Raw genomic sequence first — 24,391 nt, forward strand, 5'->3', positions numbered from 1 at the left:
GAACTCCTATGGCACGCATTATTGTTGTTACTTCGGGTAAAGGGGGCGTTGGCAAGACCACCTCCAGCGCGGCCATCGCTACTGGTTTAGCCCAGAAGGGCAAAAAGACCGTTGTTATCGACTTCGATATCGGCCTGCGTAACCTCGACCTGATTATGGGCTGTGAGCGCCGCGTGGTTTATGATTTCGTTAACGTTATTCAGGGCGATGCCACACTCAATCAGGCGTTAATCAAAGATAAACGCACTGAAAACCTCTACATTCTCCCGGCATCGCAAACGCGTGATAAAGACGCTCTGACTCGCGAAGGCGTCGATAAAGTGCTGGAAGACCTGAAGAAAATGGACTTCGATTTTATCGTCTGCGACTCCCCGGCAGGCATTGAGACAGGCGCATTGATGGCGCTCTACTTCGCTGATGAAGCGATTATTACCACCAACCCGGAAGTCTCTTCCGTGCGCGACTCTGACCGAATTCTCGGTATTCTGGCGTCGAAATCCCGCCGCGCGGAAAATGGCGAAGAGCCGATTAAAGAGCACCTGCTGCTCACCCGTTATAACCCGGGTCGCGTAAACCGTGGTGACATGCTCAGTATGGAAGATGTACTGGAAATCCTGCGTATCAAACTGATTGGCGTGATCCCGGAAGATCAGTCGGTGTTACGTGCGTCGAACCAGGGTGAGCCGGTTATTTTGGATACCAATGCTGACGCCGGCAAAGCTTATGCCGATGCCGTGGAACGTCTGCTGGGAGAAGATCGTCCTTTCCGCTTCATTGAAGAAGAGAAGAAAGGTTTCCTCAAACGCCTGTTCGGAGGATAAGTTATGGCATTACTCGACTTTTTTCTCTCCAGAAAAAAGAACACCGCTAGCATTGCGAAAGAGCGTCTGCAGATAATTGTTGCTGAACGCCGCCGCAGCGATGCTGAACCGCATTATTTACCGCAGTTGAAGCGGGACATTTTGGAAGTGATCTGCAAATATGTGCAAATCGATCCGGAAATGGTGTCGGTGCAACTGGAGCAAAAAGGGGATGATATTTCCATTCTGGAACTGAACGTCACCCTACCGGAAACCGAAGAGACAAAATAGATTTCCCAGGTACCGCGATAAAAAAAGGCAGAATATTTTCTGCCTTTTTTATTTTATTTCCGCAAATAAGCTGTATTTATTTACAGTATTTAACGCGGGTATTCCGCAAGTAATATTTTCAGCTGATCGGCCATCAATTCACCACGCCAGCCGCTAATCAATTCCGGCAACGAATTTTGCGGTTTCAATTTCCAGTGCCAGTTGAGTAATTGATTAATCTGCCGGCGTGATGCCAGCAGCTCAGCGCTAATCCCCTGACTCTCGCTGATGGTCTGCACCAGCGCTTTGATAGCTTTGAACGCTTTACGATAACCCGGCATATCCATCAGATTAAGCAGCGGCTCTGGCAGCGCCTCTTCCGGCAATGCCTGCGCCTGGGAAACCAGCGCCAGCAGCGTTTTGCCATGGAAGCGGATTTCGCTCCCGGAAAGACCAATACTGTCCAGTTCGCCCATACTGCCAGGCATATAACGCGCCACGGCCCACAGGTTCTCTTCACGCACCACAAAGTTGACGGCTAAATCGCGCTCACGCGCTTTGCGCAGCCGCCAGTCGGCAAGTAAGCGCAGACAGGCAAGCTGGCGCGTACGTAATTGCCATGCGTTGGTAATCTCGCGCCACGCCTCTTCCGGGGCTAACACTTCCTGGCGGCGTTGCATCATCAGGCGGCACTCATCCAGCGCGGCATCCAGTCTTCCCGCCTGATCGGTTTCCGCCAGCAATTTACCGGCGATAGGCAGCAGGTACCACACATCGGCGGCGGCGTAATCGCACTGGCGTTCGGTCAGCGGACGCGCCAGCCAGTCAGTACGGGATTCGCTCTTATCAATCACCAGCCCGGTAAACTCTTCCACCATCGCTGCAAAGCCCCACGACAGCGGGCGGCCGCAGAACGCGGCGAGGATCTGCGTGTCAATCATCGGCTGTGGCTGTACGCCAAACGCATTGAGGAACACTTCCAGATCTTCACTTCCCGCATGCAAATATTTGGTCACGGCGGTGTTGATGAGCAAATCGCGAAACGGCGTCCAGTCGGTGATGGTCAGCGGATCAATCAGCGCCACATGTTCACCGTCATACAACTGGATCAACCCCAGTTGCGGATAATAGGTGCGGGTGCGGACAAACTCGGTGTCCAGGGCAATCGCTGGAAATGCGCGGGCGGCTTCACATACTGCTGCCAGCGCATCGTTCGTCGTTATCATCTGGTAATTCACGTCATTTTCTCTTTAGTTGCGCCCATAAAAAACGCCGGCTTAACCGGCGTTAGGGGACTCACGCATAGCTCAGGCTTTATTGTCCACTTTGCCACGCGCTTCGTCACGCAATTCTCGCCTTAAAATCTTACCGACATTCGATTTTGGCAGTTCATTGCGAAATTCAACCAGCTTCGGCACTTTATATCCGGTCAGTTGACGGCGACAGAAAGCGATCAACGCCTCTTCGCTCAGCGAGGCGTCCTTTTTCACCACGAAAATCTTCACCGCTTCGCCGCTGTTTTCCGACGGTACGCCGACAGCCGCCACTTCCTGCACGCCGGCATGTTGCATCACCACATCCTCGATTTCATTCGGATAGACATTAAAACCGGAAACCAGAATCATATCTTTTTTGCGATCGACGATGCGCAGGAAGCCTTCGTCATCCATCACCGCAATATCGCCAGTGTGCAGCCAGCCGTCACGCAGGATCTCATCCGTGGCGTCCGGGCGCTGCCAGTATCCCAGCATCACCTGCGGCCCTTTCACGCACAACTCGCCCGGTTCGCCAGGTGAGACTTCATTGTTGTCGTCATCGACCAGTTTGGCTTCCGTTGAGGGAACCGGCAGGCCAATGCTGCCGCTGTGGTAGTCAATATCATGCGGGTTCACACTGACCAGCGGCGCACATTCGGTCAGACCGTAACCTTCCAGCAGATACTGCCCGGTTAATTTCACCCACCGATCGGCAACCGCCTGCTGAACAGGCATCCCGCCACCAGCGGACAGGTGCAGCGAGGAGAAGTCCAGCTTGCGGAAATCGTCGTTATTCAGCAAGGCATTGAACAGCGTATTCACGCCGGTCATGGCCGTAAACGGATATTTGCCAAGCTCCTTCACCAGCCCCGGAATATCGCGCGGGTTGGTGATCAATAAGTTTTGCCCGCCGAGCTCAATAAACAGCAGGCAGTTCATGGTCAGGGCGAAAATGTGGTACAGCGGCAGCGCAGTGACCACCAGCTCTTTCCCGCGATGCAGCAACGGCCCGTAAGTCGCGTTCACCTGTTCAAGGTTTGCCAGCATATTGCGGTGCGTCAGCATTGCCCCTTTTGCCACGCCGGTTGTGCCGCCAGTGTATTGCAGGAAGGCGAGATCGTCGGCGACCACTTCCGGTTTGATGTACTGCATGCGGTAACCGGTCTGCAGCGCCCGACGGAAGGAGATGGCGTCCGGCAGATGATACTTGGGCACCAGCCGTTTCACGTATTTCACCACGAAGTTCACCAGCGTCCCTTTTGCCGGGGAAAGCTGGTCGCCCATGCGCGTCAAAATGACATGCCGCACCTGCGTTTTATCAACGATCTTTTCCAGCGTATGGGCGAAATTCGACACAATAACAATCGCGGCAGCACCGCTGTCATTAAGCTGATGTTCCAGTTCACGCGGCGTATAAAGCGGGTTGACGTTCACCACGATCATCCCGGCGCGCAAGATACCAAACAGCGCGACCGGGTATTGCAACAGGTTCGGCATCATCAACGCGACGCGATCGCCTTTTTGCAGCCCCAGCCCCTGCTGTAAGTAAGCCGCAAACGCCCGGCTGCGCTCTTCAAGTTTACGGAACGTCATGACCTCGCCCATGTTGATAAACGCAGGCTGGTCGGCGTAACGCGCCGTGGAGTGTTCAAATAATTCAACCAGGGATTGATAACGGTCAGGATTGATCTCCGCCGGAACATCGGCGGGATACCGGTTTAGCCAAACCTTCTTCAATGCATCACCTCTAAAATGAGTATTCTTGGTCATCACAACCCCAGTTAATAAACAAGTCGTTAACATAATATTAACTCAGCGTACCAGTTTATTAATTAAGCGGATTGAAGGTTGCGAAGCGCGTCACTAATTATTTTTCTTATACAAAGCCCAATATAAAAAACAGCGGCTTAGCCGCTGTTTCGTTTTCCTGATAAAACAAGAAATTACTCTGTTACGACCGTCTCAACTCGCGCAGGTTCAGGGGGGAACCAACCCCATCCACCGTACCCGCCGTGCCACGCATGCGGATGCGGCCCCGGCCCCCAGTACCACGGGTCGATTGGCTGCGGCGGTAACATCACCTGCTGGGTTAACCGCCAGCGTTTGTAACCATTTGCCTGCATCACCATAAATTTATACGGCGCGTTGCCAATTTTGCCGTCTGCCGTGCCGGTTATCGGGCCAACCACGGTGACCAGCTGATTGCGGAAATCGACCGGATCGAGAAAACCGTTCACATCAGCAAAAATTCGCCCAACGGATGGCTCGCCCAGAACCGGACGCGCGCCGCTGTCGAGCGGTACGGCAGCGATCTCAAGCCGGGTTTTCCCCTGCTGATTCTGAATATCCACCACTTTGCCACCGAAACGGGCTTCCTGGCCGACATACAGCGACGGCGCACTCATCACGCGCACTAAATCGTCCTGCGGCGTGGGACTGGTTCCTTTAATCGCGTCAGGCACAGAAACACAACCGCTTAATACCGCAATTGCCAGCCCTGCCAGCAATCCGCGCACACCCTTTTTTTGACCCGCCATGATGCGACTCCTTACCCCAGTGGATACTACTGAGATTCATTCCCGGCCAGGAAGTTTCTTCCATGCCACTTCGTTACGCAAATAAACCGGCTCGGCATGCTCGACGGCGACGGTTTTCTGCGCAGCCAACAGTTGACGAGCGATGGGCAGCATATCTTCCGCGGCGGGCAATAAGATCTCACCATCACGCAGGGTTGCCGTACTGTTGTTGCCCATCTCAGGCCATGCGGGCCAGCCAGTACCAACCATCGCCCACTCGCCATCCAGCTGCTGCAAACGCTCAATGACGGCTTGCGGTTTTAATACCGCTTCCGTCTCTTCGCCGTGCCAGACGCCATTTTCATCGCGCTGATATTCAGCCCAATAGACTTCGCCCATACGTGCGTCAATCGCCGCCAGCACGCGGGTCGCGCCCGTTTTGCGCCACGCGCCCTGCGCCATCGTCGCCAGCGTTGAAACGCCAATCATCGGCAGGCCAGCGCCGAGCGCCAGCCCTTGCGCAATGCCAATGCCGATGCGCACGCCGGTAAAACTTCCCGGACCACGACCAAACGCCAGTGCGTCCAGTTGCGTCAGGTTAAGTTCAGCGTCGCCAAGCACATCCCTGACCAGTGGCAGGATGCGTTGCGTGTGTTCGCGTGGGCAAAGTTCGAAGTGAGCGAAGGTGGTTCCATCGTTCCATAAGGCGACAGAACAAGCCTCTGTGGCAGTATCAATAGCCAGAATGCGCATGGGTATAGCGGTCCATGAAAAACAAAATGGCGCGCATCTTACCACAGTCCACAGAAAATTACTGCGCCGGGGGAGAGGCGAGGAATTCAACCGCGCGGCGAATATCACGGGTTCGCGGCGCAGGCGGCAGACTGGCGAGAAACACCGCGCCATAGGGGCGCATCACCAGACGGTTATCGCAAATGACCAGCACGCCGCGATCGTCAATATCACGTATCAGGCGCCCGACGCCTTGTTTCAGGGTAATAACCGCGTCCGGCAGCTGAACTTCATCAAACGGATCGCCTCCACGAAGACGGCAATCTTCCATCCGCGCTTTTAACAACGGATCTTCCGGAGACGTAAACGGCAGCTTATCAATAATGACCAGCGATAACGTGTCACCACGCACGTCCACCCCTTCCCAGAAACTGCTGGTTGCCACCAGTAACGCGTTACCGGCATTCACAAATTGCTGCAACAGTTGCCCTTTGCTGGTTTCTCCCTGCAGCAAGACCGGCAGGCTCATGGTGGCGCGAAATTGCTCGGCGAGGTCACGCATCATGGCGTGCGAGGTGCACAGCATAAAGCAGCGGCCATTGTTGGCTTCGATCATCGGTCTGAGCATCGCCGCCAGCTGGCGCGCAGCGCCTGGTTGATTGGTCTGCGGAAGATTGCGCGGTACGCACAGCAATGCCTGGCGCTCATAATCAAAGGGGCTTGGCAGCAACAGCGATTGCGCCCCTTCAATGCCAAGCCGCGCGGTAAAGTGGTGCAGATCGTCATTCACGGAAAGCGTTGCAGAGGTGAAAATCCAGCTGCCCTTTTTCTGCGCCATTACCTCGGTAAACTTATCCGCTACGGTCAGCGGCGTTAACGCCAGCGTGAAGTTACGTGAAGTACATTCATACCAGTAGCTGTAACCTGGCTGGTTGATCTCTTTGAGCCGTTTCAGCCTGGCACGATATGTCGTCGCGCGTTCGAACGCGGCATCCAGCAGTGCGGAGCGGCCCAGCGACAGCTTCGCCACGTCGTAACAGAGTTCCAGCGCATCATCGAGCAGCAACAGCGCACGTTGAATATGCGCATCTGCCAGTAGCTCGCGCAGGTTACCGCGATAACCCGGCTCACCTAACTGCAAGCGAAAATCCTGCGTGCTCTGCGCCAGACGATCGGCGCACTTCTGTAACTGCGAGGTATCTTTCAGTTCGGTGCGGTAGGCAATGGTGAAATCTTTAGCGAGATCAAGAAGCTGGCGGCTGGAGAGTGACTGACCAAAATACTGGCTGGCGATATCAGGAAGCTGGTGCGCTTCGTCAAAGATCATCACTTCGGCTTCCGGGATCAGCTCCCCGAAGCCGCTCTCTTTCACCACCATATCGGCAAGAAACAGGTGATGGTTGACCACCACCACGTCGGCATCCATCGCTTTTTTACGTGCTTTGACCACGAAACAGTCTTTATACATCGGGCAGTCGCTACCCAGACAGTTATCGTTGGTACTGGTCACCAGCGGCCACGCCTGCGAATCCTCCGCCACACTGACGCAGGTACTGATGTCACCATCGGTGGTTTGATTCGACCAGGAGCGCAGCAAAATCACATCGCTTAACGTTTGTACCGGCAGATCGCCACCGGCCAGCGCTTGCTGCTCCAGACGTTCAATACAGAGGTAGTTGGAGCGCCCTTTCAGCAGCGCGGTACGCCCGGTGAACTCAAGCGCCTTGGCGACGGTGGGTAAATCGCGGCTGTAAAGCTGATCCTGCAAGGCTTTCGAACCGGTGGAGATGATCACTTTTTTCCCGGCGCGCAGCGCAGGCGCGAGGTAGGCGTAGGTTTTACCGGTACCGGTGCCCGCTTCCACCACCAGCGGCTGCGTATTCTCAATCGCCTGTGTGACGGCTTGCGCCATCTGGCGCTGCGGTTCACGCGGTTTGAATCCCGCAATGGCTTTGGCTAACTGGCCGTCTGTTGCAAAATCGTCCGTCACACTACCCCCTGGTTAAATCGCCAGTGATTATGTCAGGGTGAGCGGATTTACGCCAGCCAGGTTTTTATGGCACTCTTGCCCGCGAATTCATGGCCAATAAGAAGGAAAAGACAATGACAATTGTGCGTATTGATGCGGCAGACCGCTGGTCTGATGTGGTTATCCACAATCAGACGCTTTACTACACTGGCGTGCCGGAAAACCTCGATGCCGATGCGTTTGAACAGACGGCCAACACGCTGGCGCAAATTGATGCGGTTCTGCTCAAGCAAGGCAGCGATAAAACGCGCATTCTTGATGCCACCATTTTTCTGGCCGATGGCGACGACTTCGCCGCCATGAATAGAGCGTGGGATGCCTGGGTTGTTGCGGGCCATGCACCGGTGCGCTGCACCGTGCAGGCAAAACTGATGAACCCGCGTTATAAAGTGGAAATCAAAATCATCGCCGCGGTGTAATTACTCGTCATCGTCATCTTCAAAGCGCGCCACGATCCGTTCGCCGGTATGGCTGGCGCGTAACTCTTCAGCAACCTGCGCAATCGCCTGCCCGCTGCTCATGCCACCGGACATTAATTCCTGGATACGCTCTACCGCTTTTTGCTGCTGCTCGTGGCTGAGGGAAGGTAAACCTGCAAACATTGTCAACTCCTGCTAAATTGTTGGCGCTAATTATTCCATGCGTCGGCCCGCTTCACCAGCGCAGACGCACATGAGTCAGGATCAATGAAGACGTTATCCCCCGCCGTTATTTCGCTGCCGTGGCGCCAGGACGCCGCCGAACACTACTTTGCGCCACTCAGCCACCAGCCCTGGGCCATGCTGTTGCATTCTGGCCATGCTGAACATCCGCACAGTCGTTTTGATATTGTGGTTGCCGATCCGCTGGAGACACTAACGACACACGGCGAGGCCACTACCCTTAATGGTAGCGAGATATCGCAGGAAGATCCGCTACACCTGCTGCAACAACGTCTGGATGCTTACCCGTTTCGATGCGAACCTCATGCCGATCTGCCGTTTCAGGGCGGTGCACTGGGGCTGTTTGGCTATGATTTAGGCCGTCGTTTCGAAAAGCTGCCTGCAATTGCCGAACAGGACATTCGCATCGCGGATATGGCGGTCGGGATTTATGACTGGGCGCTGATTGTCGATCATCAGTTGCAGCGTGTGACATTGCTCAGCCATAGCGATGTTAACGCCAGGCTGGCATGGTTACAGGCGCAAAGTGAACCGCAGCGCCAACCGTTTCGGCTGACTTCCGCCTGGCAGGCCAATATGACGCGTGGCGAATATGGCGAAAAATTCCGCCAGGTTCAGGCATGGTTACACAGCGGCGACTGCTACCAGGTCAATCTGGCGCAACGTTTTGCTGCCGACTATTGCGGGGATGAGTGGCTGGCGTTTAGCCAACTCAATCGCGAAAACCGCGCGCCGTTCAGCGCTTTTCTACGCCTTGAACACGGCGCGATCCTGAGCCTGTCGCCGGAGCGTTTTATTCGCCTTGAACGCGACAATATCGAAACACGGCCGATTAAAGGCACGTTGCCAAGGCTTGCCGACCCGCAGGCCGATGCGCAGCAGGCACAGAAACTCGCCGCCTCACCGAAAGATCAGGCCGAAAACCTGATGATTGTTGATTTGATGCGCAACGATATCGGTCGCGTGGCGACACCGGGGTCGGTGCGCGTGCCGGAACTGTTCGTGGTCGAACCTTTTCCTGCCGTGCACCATCTGGTCAGCACTGTAACGGCGAAATTGCCCGCCGGACGCCATGCCAGCGATCTGCTGCGCGCGGCGTTTCCGGGCGGCTCGATCACCGGCGCACCGAAAGTGCGGGCGATGGAAATTATCGATGAGCTTGAACCGCAGCGGCGTAACGCCTGGTGCGGTTCGATTGGTTATCTCAGTTTCTGCGGGAACATGGATACCAGCATCACCATTCGCACGCTCAGCGCCTGTGCGGGGAAAATTTACTGTTCCGCAGGCGGCGGTATTGTGGCCGACAGCCAGGAAGAGGCGGAGTATCAGGAAACTTTTGATAAAGTTAACCGTATCCTGCGGCAACTGGAGAGATGATTCGTGGAGCAACCGGCTTTAACTCTGGATGATTTTTTATCGCGCTTTCAGCTTTTACGCCCGCAACTCAACCCGGCGGTGGCAAATACACGTCAGGCGGCGGTACTGGTGCCGGTCGTGCGCCGTGAGCAGCCCGGCTTATTACTGACGCAACGCTCGCCTCTGCTTCGCAAGCATGCCGGTCAGGTAGCGTTCCCCGGTGGCGCGGTTGACAGCACGGATGCGTCGCTAATCGCTGCGGCACTGCGCGAAGCGCAGGAAGAGGTCGCCATTCCGCCTGAGGCCGTCGAGGTGATTGGCGTTTTGCCGCCGGTTGATAGCGTGACCGGTTTTCAGGTTACGCCGGTGGTCGGCATTATCCCGCCGGATTTGCCCTATCACGCCAGTGAAGATGAAGTGGCGGCGGTGTTTGAAATGCCGCTCGCCGAAGCACTGCGTCTTGGCCGCTATCATCCGCTGGATATCCACCGCCACGGCAATGCGCATCGGGTGTGGTTATCCTGGTATCAGCATTATTTTGTCTGGGGCATGACGGCAGGAATTATTCGCTCGCTGGCGCTGCAGATTGGGCGCAGACCTTGACTATACTTTACATATAGCACTTTTGTGACAGCGTACGCGCTATTAGTAAAATCAGGGTTAGCCATTAGTTTAATTCATGTGAATAGTTAAGCTGATGATGGCCTTCCCTCTTACACTATGCGCAGTTATTACATCGTTACTGGAAACGCCGGTAACCCTGTCAGGAGCGTTAATGTGATTAGTCTATTCGACATGTTTAAGGTGGGGATTGGTCCCTCATCTTCCCACACTGTAGGCCCGATGAAGGCCGGTAAGCAGTTCGTCGATGATCTGGTCGAAAAAGGATTGCTGGATGACGTCACCCGCGTGGTAGTGGATGTGTACGGCTCGCTCTCCCTTACCGGGAAAGGCCACCATACCGATATCGCGATCATTATGGGACTGGCGGGTAACGAGCCGGCCACAGTCGATATCGATGCAATTCCGGGTTTTATCCGTGATGTGGAAAATCGCGGTCGTCTGTTGCTGGCGCAGGGGCGTCATGAAGTCGATTTCCCGAAAGATGACGGGATGCGTTTTCACAGCGATAACCTGTCGTTGCATGAGAATGGCATGCGTATCACCGCGCTGAATGGCGAAAGCGTCATTTACAGCAAAACCTATTATTCCATCGGCGGGGGCTTTATCGTCGATGAAGAGCATTTTGGTAAAGAGACCACCAGCTCGGTCGATGTCCCTTATCCGTTCAATTCCGCTACCCAGATGCTGGAGTATTGCAAAGAAACCGGCTTGTCGCTTTCTGGCATGGTTATGCAGAACGAACTGGCATTGCACTCGAAAAAAGAGATTGAAGAGTACTTCGGTAATGTCTGGTCCACCATGCGCGCCTGTATCGATCGCGGCATGAATACGGAAGGCGTATTACCGGGGCCGCTGCGCGTTCCGCGCCGTGCTTCCGCACTGCGCCGCATGTTGGTTGCCAGCGATAAGCTCTCCAGCGATCCAATGAACGTTATCGACTGGGTGAACATGTTTGCGCTGGCGGTTAACGAAGAAAACGCCGCCGGTGGCCGCGTGGTAACCGCACCAACTAACGGTGCCTGCGGTATCGTTCCGGCGGTGCTGGCCTATTACGACCACTTTATCGAATCCGTCAGCCCGGATATTTATATCCGCTATTTTCTCGCCGCTGGCGCTATCGGCGCATTGTATAAAATGAACGCTTCCATTTCTGGTGCCGAAGTTGGCTGCCAGGGCGAGGTGGGCGTTGCCTGTTCGATGGCTGCGGCGGGTCTGGCAGAACTGCTGGGCGCCAGCCCGGAACAGGTTTGCGTGGCGGCGGAAATTGGCATGGAACACAACCTTGGCCTGACCTGCGATCCGGTGGCCGGGCAAGTCCAGGTGCCGTGCATTGAGCGTAACGCTATTGCTTCAGTGAAAGCGATTAACGCCTCACGCATGGCAATGCGCCGAACCAGCGCGCCGCGCGTTTCGCTCGATAAAGTGATCGAAACGATGTATGAGACCGGTAAAGATATGAACGCCAAATACCGTGAAACATCGCGTGGCGGGCTAGCCATCAAAGTACAGTGTGATTAATTCTTGCTTATCAACGCCGTTCAGCCGAACGGCGTTTTTTCATGTTTACTGCAGTTGAGTGAGCTTTCACCGATTTATCGTCGCTCCGGTAATTCCCCACTACACTTTGAGTGTTCTGGCATGGAAATCAGGTCAGGGATTTTACAGGCGGCAGCGGCATGCAGACGGCTCAACGGATCATTAAAAGTTACCGACGACGGCGCGCCATTGTTTGCGTGCTGGTTGGCGCTGTCGCACTATTTTTAACCCTCACGTTTCGCTTTATTTCGGAGCGTAATTTAAATCATCAGCGTATTTACGCCTTTACCAACCACGCGGTTAAAACCCTTGAGCGATTGATGCTGCCGCTGGAGGCGGGTCGCAGTGTGCTGGTGCCGCTGGTTGGCATTCCCTGTAGCGATATTCACCTGCAGCTTCGCAAGCTGGCAGCAAGCCTGCAAACCGTGCGCTCTATCGGCCTGATTCAGCACGGAACGCTCTACTGTTCGAGTATCTTTGGCCAGCGCGATGTTGCCATTCACCAACTTCAGCCCTCGCTGCCTTCACGTTCGCAAAAGCTGGTGCTCACCACCGATCAGTCACTGCTAAAAGATCGCCCTATCTTGATCATGTGGTATCCCACCAGTGAGGACGGACAAAGTGGCGTGATGGAGGCGGTAAATATTGAGCTGCTGAGTAATTTAATGCTGGAGCCGCAAGCGCCATTGATTACCAGCGTCAGCCTCAGCGTCGGCGGCAAACATCTGGTCGAAGGCAAAGGTGTGCTGGATAACTTGCCGCCGCTGGAAAACGAAAAGCGCTACCAGCGTACATCTGCCCATTTTCCTTTTACCATTAGCGTAACCGGGCCGGGTTCTACGCGACTGGCGCTGTGGCATTTGCCTTCGCAGTTGCCGCTGGCGCTGATGATGAGTTTATTGACCGGTTTTATTGCCTGGTTTGCCACCGCCAGCCGGATGAGCTTTTCCCGCGAGATAAACCTCGGGCTTGCCGGGCATGAGTTTGAGCTGTTTTGCCAGCCATTACTCAATGCACACAATATGCAGTGTGCGGGCGTCGAAATTTTGTTGCGCTGGCACAATCCGCGTCAGGGCTGGATCCCGCCGGAGATATTTATCCCGATTGCCGAAGAGCAGCATCTGATTGCCCCACTGACACGTTATGTGCTGGCTGAAACCCAGCGTCAACTGGCGCTCTTTCCTGATGATCCTCACTTTCATATCGGCATCAACGCCGCACCAAGCCATTTGCGCCACGGTGAATTGTTAAAAGATCTCGTCCAGCTCTGGTTTAACAAAAATCCTGCCCAGCAGTTAACCATTGAACTCACGGAGCGCGATGCGTTGCTGGATGTCGAATCCCGCATGCTGCGTGAGCTTCATCGCCATGGCGCGAAGATTGCCATTGATGATTTCGGTACGGGTAATAGTTCACTTTCGTGGCTGGAGAAATTACACCCGGACATCCTGAAAATTGATAAGTCTTATACCGCGGCTATTGGTACGGATGCAGTAAACTCGACGGTGACCGATATGATTATCGCGCTCGGCCAACGGCTGAATATTGAGCTGGTCGCGGAAGGAGTGGAGACAACGCAACAAGCGCTGTATTTACGTCAACAGGGTGTACATATGTTGCAGGGTTTTCTTTTTGCAGCACCGATGCCGGTGAAGGATTTTCCGGCCTGGCTGGCGGGGAATATCTCCCCGCCGCCGGAACGGCATAACGGCCATGTCGCGCCGTTAATGCCGGGGTAAAGATTACTCTTCTTCGTCGTGAGCAGGTTGCTCTTTAACAATACGGACCAGATCAACACGGTAATCGTTGGCTTCCATCACGGTGATATGCAACGGTGCCATTTCGAAGGTTTCGCCCACTGGCGGGATTTGCCCTCGCGCGGCAATCACCAGACCCGCCACGGTGGCAATGTCTTCGTCTTCATCGATGAAGTTGTCCAGGCCCAGCGTGTGTTGGAGCGCATGCAAGTCTGTGGTGCCTTTCACCAGCCAGACGTCACCATCGGCAACGATTTCTGGCGTTTCATCCGCGTCCGGGAATTCACCGGCGATAGCTTCCAGCACGTCCAGCGGCGTTACCAGGCCTTGCACGACACCAAACTCATTGGTGACGATAACAAAACTCCCGCGCGCCCGGCGCAATACGGCCAGCAGCTTAATCGGATCCAGCGTCTCCGGCACCACAATCGCCGGTGTTGCCGAAGCGATCGCCGCAACATCCACGCCCTCTTCCAGCGCCACCAGTATCTCTTTTGCGCGCACAATGCCAATGACTTCATCCAGCTCACCACGGCAAACCGGGAACAAGCTGTGCGGCGAGGACAGCAGTTGCTGGCGGATCTGTTCAACACCGAGGTTGGCATCCACCCAACTGATATCACCGCGCGGCGTCATAATGCTGCGAAGCGAGCGTGAGGCCAGCGTTAATACGCCGTTAATCATATAACGCTCTTCTTCCGCAAACGCCCCTTCCGGCACCGGTACTGAAGCCTGGCTATCAGCTTCAATTTGCGGGTTCGACTGACGGCGGCCGCCCATTAAACGCAGGATGGCATCAGCCGTACGGGCGCGCAGCGGCAGATGCGACTGATGGCGAATAAAGTTGCGGCGCGCAATCTGGTTAAAGAACTCAATGATGATAGAGAAACCAATCGCCGCGTACAGGTAACCTTTCGGAATATGGAAGCCAAAACCTTCAGCCACCAGGCTCAAACCAATCATCAGCAGGAAGCTCAGACAGAGCACGACCACCGTGGGATGTTGGTTCACAAAACGCGTCAGCGGTTTTGACGCAAGCAGCATCATTGCCATCGCAATAACGACAGCCGCCATCATTACCGGCAGGTGATTGACCATGCCTACTGCGGTGATGACCGCATCGAGTGAGAAGACGGCGTCAAGAATAACGATCTGCACGACCACTACCCAGAAACTGGCGTAGCCTTTGCCATGCCCGCTGTCATGCTCGCGGTTTTCCAGCCGTTCGTGCAGCTCCGTCGTCGCCTTGAATAGCAGGAACACACCGCCGAATAACATAATCAGATCGCGCCCGGAGAAGGTGAAATCCCAGACGGAAAAAAGCGGTTGTGTCAGCGTGACCATCCACGAGATCAGCGATAACAGCCCCAGTCGCATCACCAACGCGAGCGACAGACCAATGAGACGCGCTTTATCACGCTGTTTCGGCGGCAGTTTGTCGGCAAGGATGGCAATAAACACCAGGTTGTCGATACCGAGAACAATTTCCAGAACAACCAGCGTCAATAATCCCGCCCAAATCGAGGGATCCATTAAGAATTCCATGACAGGCTCCTGAGAAGAGATGCGTTATTCAGTGTGCACAAACGCACAAATGTGACATTGAACGTCGATGGGAAATGGCGGAAAACGCCGGGCTGCGTGGCACGAGAAGGCCAAAAAGTGAACTGACGTCGGTGACGATCCATACGGTGGGCTGCTGCCCTATACTCCTGACTCATTAAACGGAGGATAAACATATCAGAGAGACTTTGGCATTTGCAAAGATTTACCGGAATTTGCAATTTGTGTGGATATTTTGCGCTTCGAAATTTCACGAAGAGGAAACCTAAATTACGGATCTTCATCACATAAATTATTTTTTCGCTATCTAAAATAATTCCCGAAAGTCATAGGTGTTCTCTTTAACCCTTATCTGAATCGATTCGGTTTACCGTTACCGGGACAGATTCACAATACATCAATTAATGGTGTGTTAACGACAAGAAGAAGGAGGTAGCAAGTGACCATTGCTATTGTTATAGGCACACATGGTTGGGCTGCGGAACAGTTGCTCAAAACCGCCGAGATGCTGCTGGGCGAGCAGGAGAACGTCGGTTGGATTGATTTTGTTCCCGGTGAAAATGCGGAAACGTTGATCGAAAAGTACAACGCACAGCTGGCGAAGCTGGATACCGGCAAAGGTGTGCTGTTTCTCGTTGATACATGGGGCGGCAGTCCGTTTAACGCTGCCAGCCGTATTGTCGTCGATAAAGAGCATTATGAAGTTATTGCTGGCGTCAATATTCCGATGCTGGTGGAAACACTGATGGCCCGGGATGACAACCCGACGTTTGACGAACTGGTGGCGCTGGCGGTGGAGACCGGACGTGAAGGTGTGAAAGCGCTGAAAGCACAACCGGTGGCAAAACCCACACCGGCTCCTGTGGCACCGAAAGCGGCAGCACCGGCCAAACCCATGGGGCCTAATGATTATATGGTTATCGGCCTTGCCCGTATCGATGACCGTCTGATCCATGGCCAGGTTGCTACCCGCTGGACAAAAGAGACTAACGTTACGCGTATTATCGTCGTGAGCGACGAAGTGGCAGCAGATAATGTCCGTAAAACTCTGCTGACTCAGGTTGCGCCTCCAGGTGTGACGGCGCATGTCGTTGATGTCGCCAAAATGGTGCGTGTGTACAACAACCCTAAATACGCGGGCGAGCGCGTGATGCTGTTGTTCACCAATCCGACTGACGTGCTGCGCGTCGTTGAAGAAGGGGTAAAAATCACCTCCGTCAACATTGGCGGTATGGCTTATCGTCAGGGTAAAACCCAGGTGAATAACGCAGTTTCGGTGGACGAGAAAGATATTGCCGCCTTCAGGAAATTGAACGAACGCAATATTGAGCTGGAAGTCCGCAAAGTTTCAAACGATCCGAAACTGAAAATGATGGATTTAATCAGCAAAGTGGCGAAATAACCGCGGCGGCCTGATTGACTCAGTTTTCACACTTACGTCTGATTTAGCTATAGGAGAAGTACAATGGAGATTACCACTCTTCAGATTGTGCTGGTGTTCGTCGTCGCGTGTATTGCCGGTATGGAGTCGATACTCGATGAATTCCAGTTCCACCGTCCGTTGGTGGCATGTACGCTGGTGGGCATCGTTCTGGGTGATATGAAAACCGGTATTATTATCGGCGGTACGCTGGAAATGATTGCTCTGGGCTGGATGAACATCGGTGCGGCGGTCGCTCCCGATGCGGCGCTGGCGTCGATTATCTCGACCATTCTGGTCATTGGCGGTCATCAGAGCATCGGTGCCGGTATCGCGCTGGCCATTCCGCTGGCGGCAGCAGGCCAGGTTCTGACCATTATTGTTCGTACCATTACCGTCGGCTTCCAGCATGCCGCGGATAAGGCAGCCGAAACCGGCAACCTGACGGCACTTTCCTGGATCCACGTCTCTTCCCTGTTCCTGCAAGCTATGCGTATCGCTATCCCGGCGGTCATTGTCGCTATCTCTGTCGGTACCAGTGAAGTTCAGAGCATGCTGAACGCCATTCCTGAAGTCGTGACCAGCGGTCTGAATATCGCCGGTGGTATGATCGTGGTGGTAGGTTATGCGATGGTCATCAATATGATGCGCGCAGGCTACCTGATGCCGTTCTTCTATCTCGGCTTCGTGACGGCGGCATTCACCAATTTCAACCTCGTCTCGCTGGGTGTTATCGGTGCAGTCATGGCGATCCTCTACATTCAGCTCAGCCCGAAATATAACCGTTCAGCAGGCGGCGCTGCTCCGGCTGCGGGTTCCAACGATCTTGATAACGAACTGGATTAACAGGTGAACGACATGGTTGATATGACAAAAACTCCGACTGAGAAAAAACTCACCCAGAGTGACATTCGTGGCGTGTTCCTGCGTTCTAACCTGTTCCAGGGGTCATGGAACTTCGAACGCATGCAGGCATTGGGCTTCTGCTTCTCGATGGTGCCGGCGATTAAACGCCTGTACCCGGAAAATAACGAAGCGCGCCGTCAGGCCATTAAACGTCATCTGGAGTTCTTTAACACCCATCCGTACGTTGCAGCGCCGGTACTGGGCGTTACGCTGGCAATGGAAGAGCAGCGTGCGAATGGTGCAGAGATCGACGATGGCGCGATTAACGGTATTAAAGTTGGTCTGATGGGGCCGCTGGCCGGTGTCGGTGACCCGATTTTCTGGGGTACGGTTCGCCCGGTATTTGCAGCGCTCGGAGCAGGGATTGCCATGAGCGGTAGCCTGCTCGGGCCACTGCTGTTCTTCGTCTTGTTCAATATCGTCCGTCTGGCAACACGTTATTACGGCGTGGCGTACGGCTACCGTAAAGGTATCGATATTGTTAAAGATATGGGCGGTGGTTTCCTGCAAAAACTGACCGAGGGGGCGTCAATTCTCGGCCTGTTTGTTATGGGGGCGTTGGTTAACAAGTGGACGCATGTGAACATTCCACTGGTGGTATCAGAAATTACCGATCAGACCGGTAAAACCAACGTTACGACAGTACAAACCATTCTCGATCAATTGATGCCGGGCCTGGTACCGCTGCTGCTGACTTTCGCTTGTATGTGGCTGCTGCGTAAGAAAGTTAACCCGCTGTGGATCATCGTTGGCTTCTTCGTCATCGGGATTGTGGGTTACGCTATCGGTCTTCTGGGTCTTTAATATGTGATGTGATAACCGGGGGCTTGCCCCCGGTTTTTTTATGTAAGGAGAAACAATGACGATTACGGATATCGTATTGGTACTGTTTATCGCCGCCCTGCTGGCTTTCGCCATCTATGATGAATTCATCATGCCACGCCGCAATGGTGCCACGCTCCTGGCAGTTCCCCTGTTACGCAGAAGCCGTACCGATGGCGCAATTTTTGTCGGCCTACTGGTGATCCTTATCTATAACAACACAGCCAATGGCGGTTCATCATTAACCATGTGGTTATTATTTGCCCTGGCTTTGCTGGGTATTTATCTATTCTGGATCCGCGCCCCCAAAATCATCTTTAAAATGCGTGGTTTTTTCTTTGCTAATGCCTGGATTGAATATAGCCGTATAAAAGAGATGAATTTATCGGAAGATGGTGTGTTAGTGATGCAATTAGAGCAACGACGTTTGCTGATTCGCGTACGAAATATCGACGACCTGGAAAAGATCTCAAATGTTTTACTTAAAACTCAGTAAGTTAGCATTTGAGAGGGCGAAAATCGCTCCGCGTAAATAATCATCAGAGTTATAGCCGTTGCTATATTGATGGGAGATTTACTTATATTTATTAACGTAACTTTCACCAAAAAATCTAAATGCTAATCGTTATCACACGGCAAGCAACATTATATATTGCCGTTGTTGTTTTATATTCTCAAAATATGTTAAGGTGCGTCCGTCGTTGGGGAGTAGCCGATTTCCACCACCTGGAAATGTACGTGTCAACATACTCGTTGCAAAACGTGGCGCGTACGGACTGAAATCATCAGTCAGGCGAGACCATTGGCACATCAACTGCTGTTTACTGGGGGCAGAGATGTGTTATATGGAATTCCCGGTCAGGACGCTCACATGAATTTATCTGCCACTCTTCTCCTCGCTTTTGGCATGTCGATGGATGCGTTCGCGGCTTCTATCGGTAAGGGCGCCACCTTACATAAACCGAAGTTTTCCGAAGCATTGCGCACTGGCCTTATCTTTGGCGTGATTGAAACCCTGACGCCGCTCATTGGCTGGGGGCTGGGCCTGCTGGCCACAAAATTCGTCCTGGAATGGAACCACTGGATAGCGTTTGTGCTGCTGGTGTTTCTCGGCGGCCGAATGGTGCTTGAGGGAATACGTGGCGATGACGACTGTGAAGTGGAAACGCCCCATCGTCATGGTTTCTGGTTGCTGGTAACCACCGCAATTGCTACCAGTCTCGACGCGATGGCTGTTGGCGTTGGCCTCGCGTTCCTGCAAGTCAATATTCTCGCAACTGCGCTGGCGATTGGCTGCGCCACTTTTATTATGTCCACGTTAGGAATAATGATTGGTCGCTTTATTGGCCCCTTGCTTGGAAAGCGCGCCGAGATCCTCGGTGGGATCGTACTCATTGGCATTGGCGCGCAGATCTTGTGGAGCCATTTCGCCGCTTAACTTTCCCGCTGTAAACAGTGGATCGTAAAATCGGTCTGGCAGTGAAACTGCTCCATTGCCGCTAACTTTTCCCACACCTCCGGTTTTGCCCGCCAGGCAAAAGGCGTCATCTGCAATAACGCCACGGCTTGCTGGCCCGTCAATATCATCTCATAAGAGAGCGATCGCTGTTCCAGCAGTTTGAATCCCGCAATATCGCCGCTGTTTTCCGCGTGTAAATGCACCTCATCATATATGAGCCCCTTAAGTTCCATCAGATGGCGTGGCCCAGGTGATGCAGTGATAACAATACCTTCTGGTTTCATTACGCGTGCCAGTTCTTGCGCATTACAGGGCGCATAAATACGCACCAGCCCGTCAATGCAACCATCCTCAAAAGGCAAGCGGTGGCTGGATGCAACACAAAACATGATCGCCGAATAGCGTTTTGCCGCCGCACGGATCGCCGCTTTTGAAACATCCAGACCTAACATTTGTGCACCATGTCGCTGAGCAATCGCGGCAAACGCCTGGGTGTAATACCCTTCTCCACAGCCTATATCCAGCACCGCATCGGCTAACGACGGTAGCCGCGCATGCAAAATGTCGCCAATCGCATCACGCAGTGGCTGGTAATGCCCCGCATCCAGAAAGGCACGGCGCGCCTGCATCATCTCCGCACTGTCACCAGGATCTTTCGAGCGTTTATGCTGAACGGGCAAAAGATTGACATACCCCTCTTTCGCAATATCAAACTGATGTCGCTGTGCGCAAAAGAAGGATTTATCTCGACGGTGCAAAGGTTCGTGGCAGAGCGGACAACTGAAAGCCATAAAAACTCCGGGGCGTTCTTAAAGGGCGAAAGTGTACCGCCATTTGTTATGCCGTGGAAATTAAAAAGCCCCGCACTAAGGCGAGGCTTTATGTCTGACATTGATGCGCTACACGCGCTTCAAGCTCAGGGGTGTCGAAATCAGATAGCAGTTACGTTAACTGCAGCCGGGCCTTTCTGGCCGTCCTGAATTTCAAACTCAACGTTCTGGCCTTCGGCCAGAGTTTTGAAGCCGTTACCCTGGATCGCAGAGAAGTGTACGAATACATCTTTGCTGCCGTCAGCCGGAGTAATGAAACCAAAACCTTTAGACTCGTTGAACCACTTAACTTGACCTTTAATCTTTGCCATTTGCAAAATTCCTTAATGTATATACTTCGCCCGCAGGCATTGACTGAGAAAACTGAGACATTACTGCTTGAGGCACTAATATAAGGTTCGGCAGAGAAGCTGTATTCAACGAAACGTGTTTACTCAGGACTTCTTTACTGAAAATGCCACACATAAACAGAACTGTACCTCGATTGACCCAAAACGTGTTATCACATAATACGTAAATTATGGCAAGCCATTTTTAAACATGTCTGGATCCGTCGCACAAATTCAACAGGAACCGAGACTTGTTGTGCACGTTTATGCATAACATTGAACGCTATAACAGACGCTCTGAACACCAATACCAATACTCAAAGCAGCCAATTTATTACTATAGCTCAATAAGTTCCGTTGCTCCATGTCAGCTCCCTCCCCGCTATGCATATAGCGTATATCGTAAGAACTTTTTGCGCATACTTATGCTTTTTTCTAAGACTAGGAAGATTCTTAAACAAATATACGCATCGGAGAAACTATTACCTTAAACCGGTATGGATATTTCTTGTGCAAATAAGCAAAGTTGTGCACCAAAATAATGAAATTATGATGACACTGCCTCATAAAAAGGCAAAGAAAACGTTTCGATATAAATAAAACAACATGATTATAAAAGAACTCATCTTTTTGGAGGAGAGGCTGAATTAACAAAAGGGCAAATACTGCCCAATTTTTAAGATCCGAAAGTTATCATTCTCTGCTGCCGTTTCGGTTAATGCTCGCTGTAACTCTGTTACAGGCTCATCAAGCGATTCGTCCGCCAGCTCAAATACACCCCAATGAATGGGAATCGCAAGTGGTGCCCCCAGTTGTTGCCAAAGCGCGACAGCGCTTTGTGGATCCATATGATTCATTGCCATAAACCAGCGTGGCGCATAAGCCCCAATCGGCAGCGCGATAATATCCAGTTGACCTAATCGTTGAGGAATAGTGAGCAATTCTGGCGTGTAACCTGTATCACCAGCAAACCAAAAACGCTGCGTGGATGATTCAATGACCCAGCCGCACCACAGCGAGCGATTGCGATCCCACAAAGTGCGCATGCTCCAATGTTGTGCAGGCACCGCGGTGTAGGTCATTCCCTGAAATGTAAAACTTTGCCACCAGTCTAACTCAGTAACATGCTGCGCACCGCGACGACTAAGCCAATCGCCCACCCCCAGAGGCACAAAGAAATGCACATCCGGAAAGCGACGCAGCAGCGCACGCACCGTCCACGCATCCAGGTGATCGTAGTGGTTGTGGGAAATTAAGATCGCGTCCAGTTGCGGAATGTCGGCAATCGCGAGTGCTGGCGGTGTACACCGCTGAGGACCCGCAAAACTAACAGGTGAAGCACGGTGGGAAAAGACGGGATCGGTGAGGAGATATTGGCCCTGCAGGCGCAAGAGCATACTGGCATGGCCTAACCACCAGAGGCCATCATCATCACCAATAATATTGGCTTTTTGCCACCACTGTTCGATAAACCCCGGGTAACCACTGGAGGGTGGTCTGGGAAGCCCGGCGGCTTTGCGCTCTTTCCGCCAGCGCTTAACATCTCCGGCTTGATGGGCGACAGAGGCCGAATGGTTAAAACCTTCCGGCGTGTGGTGCGAGATTGCAGGGTTATACCAGGGGTTTCTCCACGCCATCTCGCACTCCCGGTCTGGCTAGCGCTCTGCGACCAGGCGAATGAAATCATCATCGCCTTTTTGTTGCGCTTTTACTGGCTCAACCGCTTCTTCTTTTTCAGGTTCATTTGACTCGCACAGCCGGCGCAGCAAGGCATTTTGTCGTTTTTGCTGATCCAGCAGAGCTTCGAGTAACTCGATTTGTTCATTCGTACGTGAACTGGCACGATTGATAAAGAACCACAAAACCAGACCGACAAGCAGAACCACCAAAGAAAGGACTATGGACGCAAGGTTGATCGCGCCTGAATTTAATACTTCGTTCATTTCACCACCTCTATATAGACGCGGCATTCTACCACTGACGTCAAGGAAGGAAATCTCTCACTGAAAAAATGCCATTACCAGGGGATGAATTTATTGATGACGCAGATGCCGCTGAAGAATTGTACATCTTGATCACACATTACGTTAAGCATTTGAGTCCAGAGCAGCAGGCAGACTACCAATACGGCAGCCAGAATCAGCCATCTATATTTTCTCACTCCACTCTCCGATACGTTGCAAGGTGTAACCAGGTTATCATGGCTTCCTTAAACCGCGACTAACTGTATCTCCTTTCGGTATTTTTAGGAATGCTGGACTTGTTTCACCAGGTAAATACCGTAGCCTTGTGATACAGTCTACCGATGTGCAAGGAGCAAATATGCGTACACTCATACGAAGCGTTATTATTCTGGCGCTGCTGTGGATTGGGCTCTTGCTGAGCGGTTACGGGGTGTTGATTAACAGTACGGAAAACGCTGCTGGGCTGGGATTGCAATGTAAATATGCTACTGCACGAGGCACCAGTACCGCACAATATGTGCATTCCAGTAATGGTTTTTTGGGTCTGGCAAACTGCCCACTGTTGCGTAAAAGCGATACCGTAGTCGATAACGGCTAATCCTTTACGCAAAAAAGCCGCCTCTTCAGGCGGCTTTTTTTATCTTCATTCAGAACGGATAGTCGTTATAACCCATCTGTTCGGAAATTTTACGCGCGGCATTGTGCAGCATTTCTACGTACTCATGCAGGCGTTCTTCCGAAAAGCGCAATGTCGGGAAAGAAATACTTAAACCAGCAATCACAACGCCGAAACGGTCAAAAACCGGTACGCCAATACAGCGTAAGCCTTCTTCCTGTTCTTCGTTGTCTTCGCCATACCCCTGCTGACGCACAATATCCAGCATCGGCAACAGATCTTCGGTACTGGTGATAGTGCGCTCAGTGCTGCGCTTATACTCAACACCTTCAAGAATCTGCTTCACTTCTTCACGATCGCGCCATGCCAGCAGGACTTTGCCAATCGCGGTACTGTACAGCGGATTACGGCGACCAATGCGCGAATACATGCGCAGATTGTACATTGAATCAATTTTATGGATGTAGACGATGCTATCTTCATCCAGCGCGCCCAGGTGGATGGTCTCTTTCGTCAGACGAGAAAGCTCACGCATTTGGATATCCGCGCTGCGGATCAAATCAACGTTTTGCAATGCGCGCGCGCCAAGCTCAAAAAGCTTCAGCGTCAGGGAATATTTTTCAGACTCCCCTTCCTGCGCGACATAACCTAACGATTTCATGGTTTGCAAAAAGCGATAAACGGTGCTTTTCGACATCATGACACGTTGCGAAAGCTCGGTGATGCCGATTTCACGCTCTTCTCCGAGCGCCTGCAGAATGCCAAATACCTTCAATACAGAAGAGACAGAATCTGGCTGCTTGTCCAAATCTGCGATTGCCATTAATCACCTCATCGCCTGTGTTTTATAAAATTCAGAATCGGTTTTTATTATAAATTCGTCATCCGGTCACCGCAATGCGCGTTTGTCAACTTCGTTACAAATCTGCGACATAAAACCGGAA

General features: G+C 52.7%; 26 protein-coding genes and 1 pseudogene. 13 read left to right on the forward strand and 14 right to left on the reverse strand.

Going from position 1 to position 24,391, the window contains the following annotated elements; translation table 11 throughout:
- Positions 1 to 8: 8 nt before the first annotated feature.
- Positions 9 to 821: a septum site-determining protein MinD gene (minD, locus tag H650_RS03970; RefSeq protein ID WP_017456991.1), complete on the forward strand. Its 813-nt coding sequence runs from the start codon at positions 9 to 11 to the stop codon at positions 819 to 821.
- 3 nt (positions 822 to 824) lie between these two features.
- Entirely contained in the window at positions 825 to 1,091 is a 267-nt protein-coding gene (gene minE / locus H650_RS03975) for a cell division topological specificity factor MinE (RefSeq protein WP_017456990.1), read from the forward strand.
- Positions 1,092 to 1,180: 89 nt separating this feature from the next.
- Here minE and rnd read toward each other — a convergent pair whose 3' ends face one another.
- The 5 genes from rnd to yoaA all read right to left on the reverse strand — a co-directional run bounded on the left by rnd (position 1,181) and on the right by yoaA (position 7,564).
- Positions 1,181 to 2,308 carry a ribonuclease D gene (gene rnd / locus H650_RS03980; protein ID WP_020454072.1) on the reverse strand — a complete coding sequence of 376 codons (1,128 nt, stop codon included), beginning with the start codon at positions 2,306 to 2,308 and terminating at the stop codon, positions 1,181 to 1,183.
- Positions 2,309 to 2,377: 69 nt separating this feature from the next.
- Positions 2,378 to 4,063: a long-chain-fatty-acid--CoA ligase FadD gene (fadD, locus tag H650_RS03985; RefSeq protein ID WP_020454073.1), complete on the reverse strand. Its 1,686-nt coding sequence runs from the start codon at positions 4,061 to 4,063 to the stop codon at positions 2,378 to 2,380.
- A gap of 206 nt (positions 4,064 to 4,269) precedes the next feature.
- Complete coding sequence (locus tag H650_RS03990; protein ID WP_020454074.1) at positions 4,270 to 4,863, reverse strand: Slp/YeaY family lipoprotein; 594 nt, start codon at positions 4,861 to 4,863, stop codon at positions 4,270 to 4,272.
- Positions 4,864 to 4,899: 36 nt separating this feature from the next.
- Positions 4,900 to 5,595, reverse strand: coding sequence for a tRNA (adenosine(37)-N6)-threonylcarbamoyltransferase complex dimerization subunit type 1 TsaB (tsaB, locus tag H650_RS03995; protein ID WP_020454075.1), 696 nt, complete (start codon positions 5,593 to 5,595; stop codon positions 4,900 to 4,902).
- 58 nt (positions 5,596 to 5,653) lie between these two features.
- A complete protein-coding gene (gene yoaA, locus H650_RS04000) occupies positions 5,654 to 7,564 on the reverse strand; it encodes a DNA repair helicase YoaA (protein WP_020454076.1) in 1,911 nt (636 codons plus the stop codon).
- 113 nt (positions 7,565 to 7,677) lie between these two features.
- Between yoaA and H650_RS04005 the strand changes: the two genes are divergently transcribed.
- Positions 7,678 to 8,022, forward strand: a complete 345-nt coding sequence (locus H650_RS04005; protein ID WP_020454077.1) for a RidA family protein — start codon at positions 7,678 to 7,680, stop codon at positions 8,020 to 8,022.
- On the opposite strand, the gene H650_RS04010 is transcribed toward H650_RS04005, so the two are convergent.
- On the reverse strand, positions 8,023 to 8,205 hold the full coding sequence (locus tag H650_RS04010) for a YoaH family protein (RefSeq protein WP_017456983.1): 183 nt from the start codon (positions 8,203 to 8,205) through the stop codon (positions 8,023 to 8,025).
- 84 nt (positions 8,206 to 8,289) lie between these two features.
- Here H650_RS04010 and pabB point away from each other — a divergent pair, with 84 nt between their 5' ends.
- From pabB to pdeD, 4 genes are all read left to right on the forward strand, one after another.
- Complete coding sequence (gene pabB, locus H650_RS04015) at positions 8,290 to 9,642, forward strand: aminodeoxychorismate synthase component 1 (protein WP_020454078.1); 1,353 nt, start codon at positions 8,290 to 8,292, stop codon at positions 9,640 to 9,642.
- A gap of 3 nt (positions 9,643 to 9,645) precedes the next feature.
- A complete protein-coding gene (locus tag H650_RS04020; protein ID WP_020454079.1) occupies positions 9,646 to 10,224 on the forward strand; it encodes a CoA pyrophosphatase in 579 nt (192 codons plus the stop codon).
- Positions 10,225 to 10,398: 174 nt separating this feature from the next.
- Positions 10,399 to 11,763 (forward strand): L-serine ammonia-lyase, encoded by a 1,365-nt coding sequence (sdaA, locus tag H650_RS04025; protein WP_044489386.1) that lies wholly within the window; start codon positions 10,399 to 10,401, stop codon positions 11,761 to 11,763.
- Between the two features lie 158 nt (positions 11,764 to 11,921).
- The gene (gene pdeD, locus H650_RS04030) at positions 11,922 to 13,520 is read left to right on the forward strand and encodes a cyclic di-3',5'-guanosine monophosphate phosphodiesterase PdeD (protein ID WP_020454081.1); all 1,599 of its coding nucleotides are present in this window, start codon (positions 11,922 to 11,924) and stop codon (positions 13,518 to 13,520) included.
- 3 nt (positions 13,521 to 13,523) lie between these two features.
- Here the strand turns inward: pdeD and yoaE are convergent, their stop codons facing one another.
- Positions 13,524 to 15,083 (reverse strand): CNNM family cation transport protein YoaE, encoded by a 1,560-nt coding sequence (gene yoaE / locus H650_RS04035; protein WP_020454082.1) that lies wholly within the window; start codon positions 15,081 to 15,083, stop codon positions 13,524 to 13,526.
- A gap of 457 nt (positions 15,084 to 15,540) precedes the next feature.
- Here yoaE and manX point away from each other — a divergent pair, with 457 nt between their 5' ends.
- The 5 genes from manX (at position 15,541) to mntP (ending at position 19,687) form a co-directional block, all read left to right on the forward strand.
- Complete coding sequence (gene manX / locus H650_RS04040) at positions 15,541 to 16,503, forward strand: PTS mannose transporter subunit IIAB (RefSeq protein WP_020454083.1); 963 nt, start codon at positions 15,541 to 15,543, stop codon at positions 16,501 to 16,503.
- A gap of 63 nt (positions 16,504 to 16,566) precedes the next feature.
- Positions 16,567 to 17,367 (forward strand): PTS mannose/fructose/sorbose transporter subunit IIC, encoded by an 801-nt coding sequence (locus H650_RS04045; RefSeq protein ID WP_017456976.1) that lies wholly within the window; start codon positions 16,567 to 16,569, stop codon positions 17,365 to 17,367.
- Positions 17,368 to 17,379: 12 nt separating this feature from the next.
- Positions 17,380 to 18,231 carry a PTS mannose transporter subunit IID gene (locus tag H650_RS04050; RefSeq protein WP_020454084.1) on the forward strand — a complete coding sequence of 284 codons (852 nt, stop codon included), beginning with the start codon at positions 17,380 to 17,382 and terminating at the stop codon, positions 18,229 to 18,231.
- Positions 18,232 to 18,286: 55 nt separating this feature from the next.
- Complete coding sequence (locus H650_RS04055) at positions 18,287 to 18,745, forward strand: DUF986 family protein (protein ID WP_020454085.1); 459 nt, start codon at positions 18,287 to 18,289, stop codon at positions 18,743 to 18,745.
- Between the two features lie 375 nt (positions 18,746 to 19,120).
- A complete protein-coding gene (mntP, locus tag H650_RS04060) occupies positions 19,121 to 19,687 on the forward strand; it encodes a manganese efflux pump MntP (protein WP_020454086.1) in 567 nt (188 codons plus the stop codon).
- Here mntP and rlmA read toward each other — a convergent pair.
- The 6 genes and pseudogenes from rlmA to mgrB form a co-directional block, all read right to left on the reverse strand.
- Complete coding sequence (rlmA, locus tag H650_RS04065) at positions 19,684 to 20,499, reverse strand: 23S rRNA (guanine(745)-N(1))-methyltransferase (protein ID WP_020454087.1); 816 nt, start codon at positions 20,497 to 20,499, stop codon at positions 19,684 to 19,686. The two genes, mntP and rlmA, sit on opposite strands and share 4 nt — an antisense overlap.
- Before the next feature lie 140 nt (positions 20,500 to 20,639).
- Entirely contained in the window at positions 20,640 to 20,849 is a 210-nt protein-coding gene (gene cspE, locus H650_RS04070; RefSeq protein WP_001062678.1) for a transcription antiterminator/RNA stability regulator CspE, read from the reverse strand.
- Positions 20,850 to 20,861: 12 nt separating this feature from the next.
- Positions 20,862 to 21,003: pseudogene (locus H650_RS25145) on the reverse strand (DUF2627 domain-containing protein).
- A 511-nt stretch (positions 21,004 to 21,514) separates the two neighbouring features.
- Positions 21,515 to 22,504, reverse strand: a complete 990-nt coding sequence (locus tag H650_RS04075; RefSeq protein ID WP_020454088.1) for an MBL fold metallo-hydrolase — start codon at positions 22,502 to 22,504, stop codon at positions 21,515 to 21,517.
- An 18-nt stretch (positions 22,505 to 22,522) separates the two neighbouring features.
- On the reverse strand, positions 22,523 to 22,810 hold the full coding sequence (locus tag H650_RS04080) for a YebO family protein (RefSeq protein WP_020454089.1): 288 nt from the start codon (positions 22,808 to 22,810) through the stop codon (positions 22,523 to 22,525).
- Between the two features lie 74 nt (positions 22,811 to 22,884).
- The gene (gene mgrB / locus H650_RS24355) at positions 22,885 to 23,028 is read right to left on the reverse strand and encodes a PhoP/PhoQ regulatory lipoprotein MgrB (protein ID WP_017456969.1); all 144 of its coding nucleotides are present in this window, start codon (positions 23,026 to 23,028) and stop codon (positions 22,885 to 22,887) included.
- 161 nt (positions 23,029 to 23,189) lie between these two features.
- Here mgrB and H650_RS04090 point away from each other — a divergent pair, with 161 nt between their 5' ends.
- Entirely contained in the window at positions 23,190 to 23,429 is a 240-nt protein-coding gene (locus H650_RS04090; protein WP_020454091.1) for a YobH family protein, read from the forward strand.
- A 49-nt stretch (positions 23,430 to 23,478) separates the two neighbouring features.
- On the opposite strand, the gene kdgR is transcribed toward H650_RS04090, so the two are convergent.
- On the reverse strand, positions 23,479 to 24,270 hold the full coding sequence (gene kdgR / locus H650_RS04095) for a DNA-binding transcriptional regulator KdgR (protein WP_017456967.1): 792 nt from the start codon (positions 24,268 to 24,270) through the stop codon (positions 23,479 to 23,481).
- Positions 24,271 to 24,391 lie beyond the last annotated feature (121 nt).

The sequence above is a fragment of the Enterobacter sp. R4-368 genome (genome assembly GCF_000410515.1).
Lineage (GTDB): Bacteria > Pseudomonadota > Gammaproteobacteria > Enterobacterales > Enterobacteriaceae > Kosakonia.

Bases quoted from the DNA above. Each gene is read 5' to 3' on its own strand.
- minD (WP_017456991.1), top strand. From the start codon at position 9: ATGGCACGCATTATTGTTGTTACTTCGGGTAAAGGGGGCGTTGGCAAG.
- minE (WP_017456990.1), top strand. From the start codon at position 825: ATGGCATTACTCGACTTTTTTCTCTCCAGAAAAAAGAACACCGCTAGC.
- H650_RS03990 (WP_020454074.1), bottom strand. From the start codon at position 4,863: ATGGCGGGTCAAAAAAAGGGTGTGCGCGGATTGCTGGCAGGGCTGGCA.
- tsaB (WP_020454075.1), bottom strand. From the start codon at position 5,595: ATGCGCATTCTGGCTATTGATACTGCCACAGAGGCTTGTTCTGTCGCC.
- H650_RS04005 (WP_020454077.1), top strand. From the start codon at position 7,678: ATGACAATTGTGCGTATTGATGCGGCAGACCGCTGGTCTGATGTGGTT.
- H650_RS04010 (WP_017456983.1), bottom strand. From the start codon at position 8,205: ATGTTTGCAGGTTTACCTTCCCTCAGCCACGAGCAGCAGCAAAAAGCG.
- pabB (WP_020454078.1), top strand. From the start codon at position 8,290: ATGAAGACGTTATCCCCCGCCGTTATTTCGCTGCCGTGGCGCCAGGAC.
- pdeD (WP_020454081.1), top strand. From the start codon at position 11,922: ATGCAGACGGCTCAACGGATCATTAAAAGTTACCGACGACGGCGCGCC.
- yoaE (WP_020454082.1), bottom strand. From the start codon at position 15,083: ATGGAATTCTTAATGGATCCCTCGATTTGGGCGGGATTATTGACGCTG.
- H650_RS04045 (WP_017456976.1), top strand. From the start codon at position 16,567: ATGGAGATTACCACTCTTCAGATTGTGCTGGTGTTCGTCGTCGCGTGT.
- H650_RS04050 (WP_020454084.1), top strand. From the start codon at position 17,380: ATGGTTGATATGACAAAAACTCCGACTGAGAAAAAACTCACCCAGAGT.
- H650_RS04055 (WP_020454085.1), top strand. From the start codon at position 18,287: ATGACGATTACGGATATCGTATTGGTACTGTTTATCGCCGCCCTGCTG.
- mntP (WP_020454086.1), top strand. From the start codon at position 19,121: ATGAATTTATCTGCCACTCTTCTCCTCGCTTTTGGCATGTCGATGGAT.
- rlmA (WP_020454087.1), bottom strand. From the start codon at position 20,499: ATGGCTTTCAGTTGTCCGCTCTGCCACGAACCTTTGCACCGTCGAGAT.
- cspE (WP_001062678.1), bottom strand. From the start codon at position 20,849: ATGGCAAAGATTAAAGGTCAAGTTAAGTGGTTCAACGAGTCTAAAGGT.
- H650_RS04075 (WP_020454088.1), bottom strand. From the start codon at position 22,504: ATGGCGTGGAGAAACCCCTGGTATAACCCTGCAATCTCGCACCACACG.
- H650_RS04080 (WP_020454089.1), bottom strand. From the start codon at position 22,810: ATGAACGAAGTATTAAATTCAGGCGCGATCAACCTTGCGTCCATAGTC.
- H650_RS04090 (WP_020454091.1), top strand. From the start codon at position 23,190: ATGCGTACACTCATACGAAGCGTTATTATTCTGGCGCTGCTGTGGATT.
- kdgR (WP_017456967.1), bottom strand. From the start codon at position 24,270: ATGGCAATCGCAGATTTGGACAAGCAGCCAGATTCTGTCTCTTCTGTA.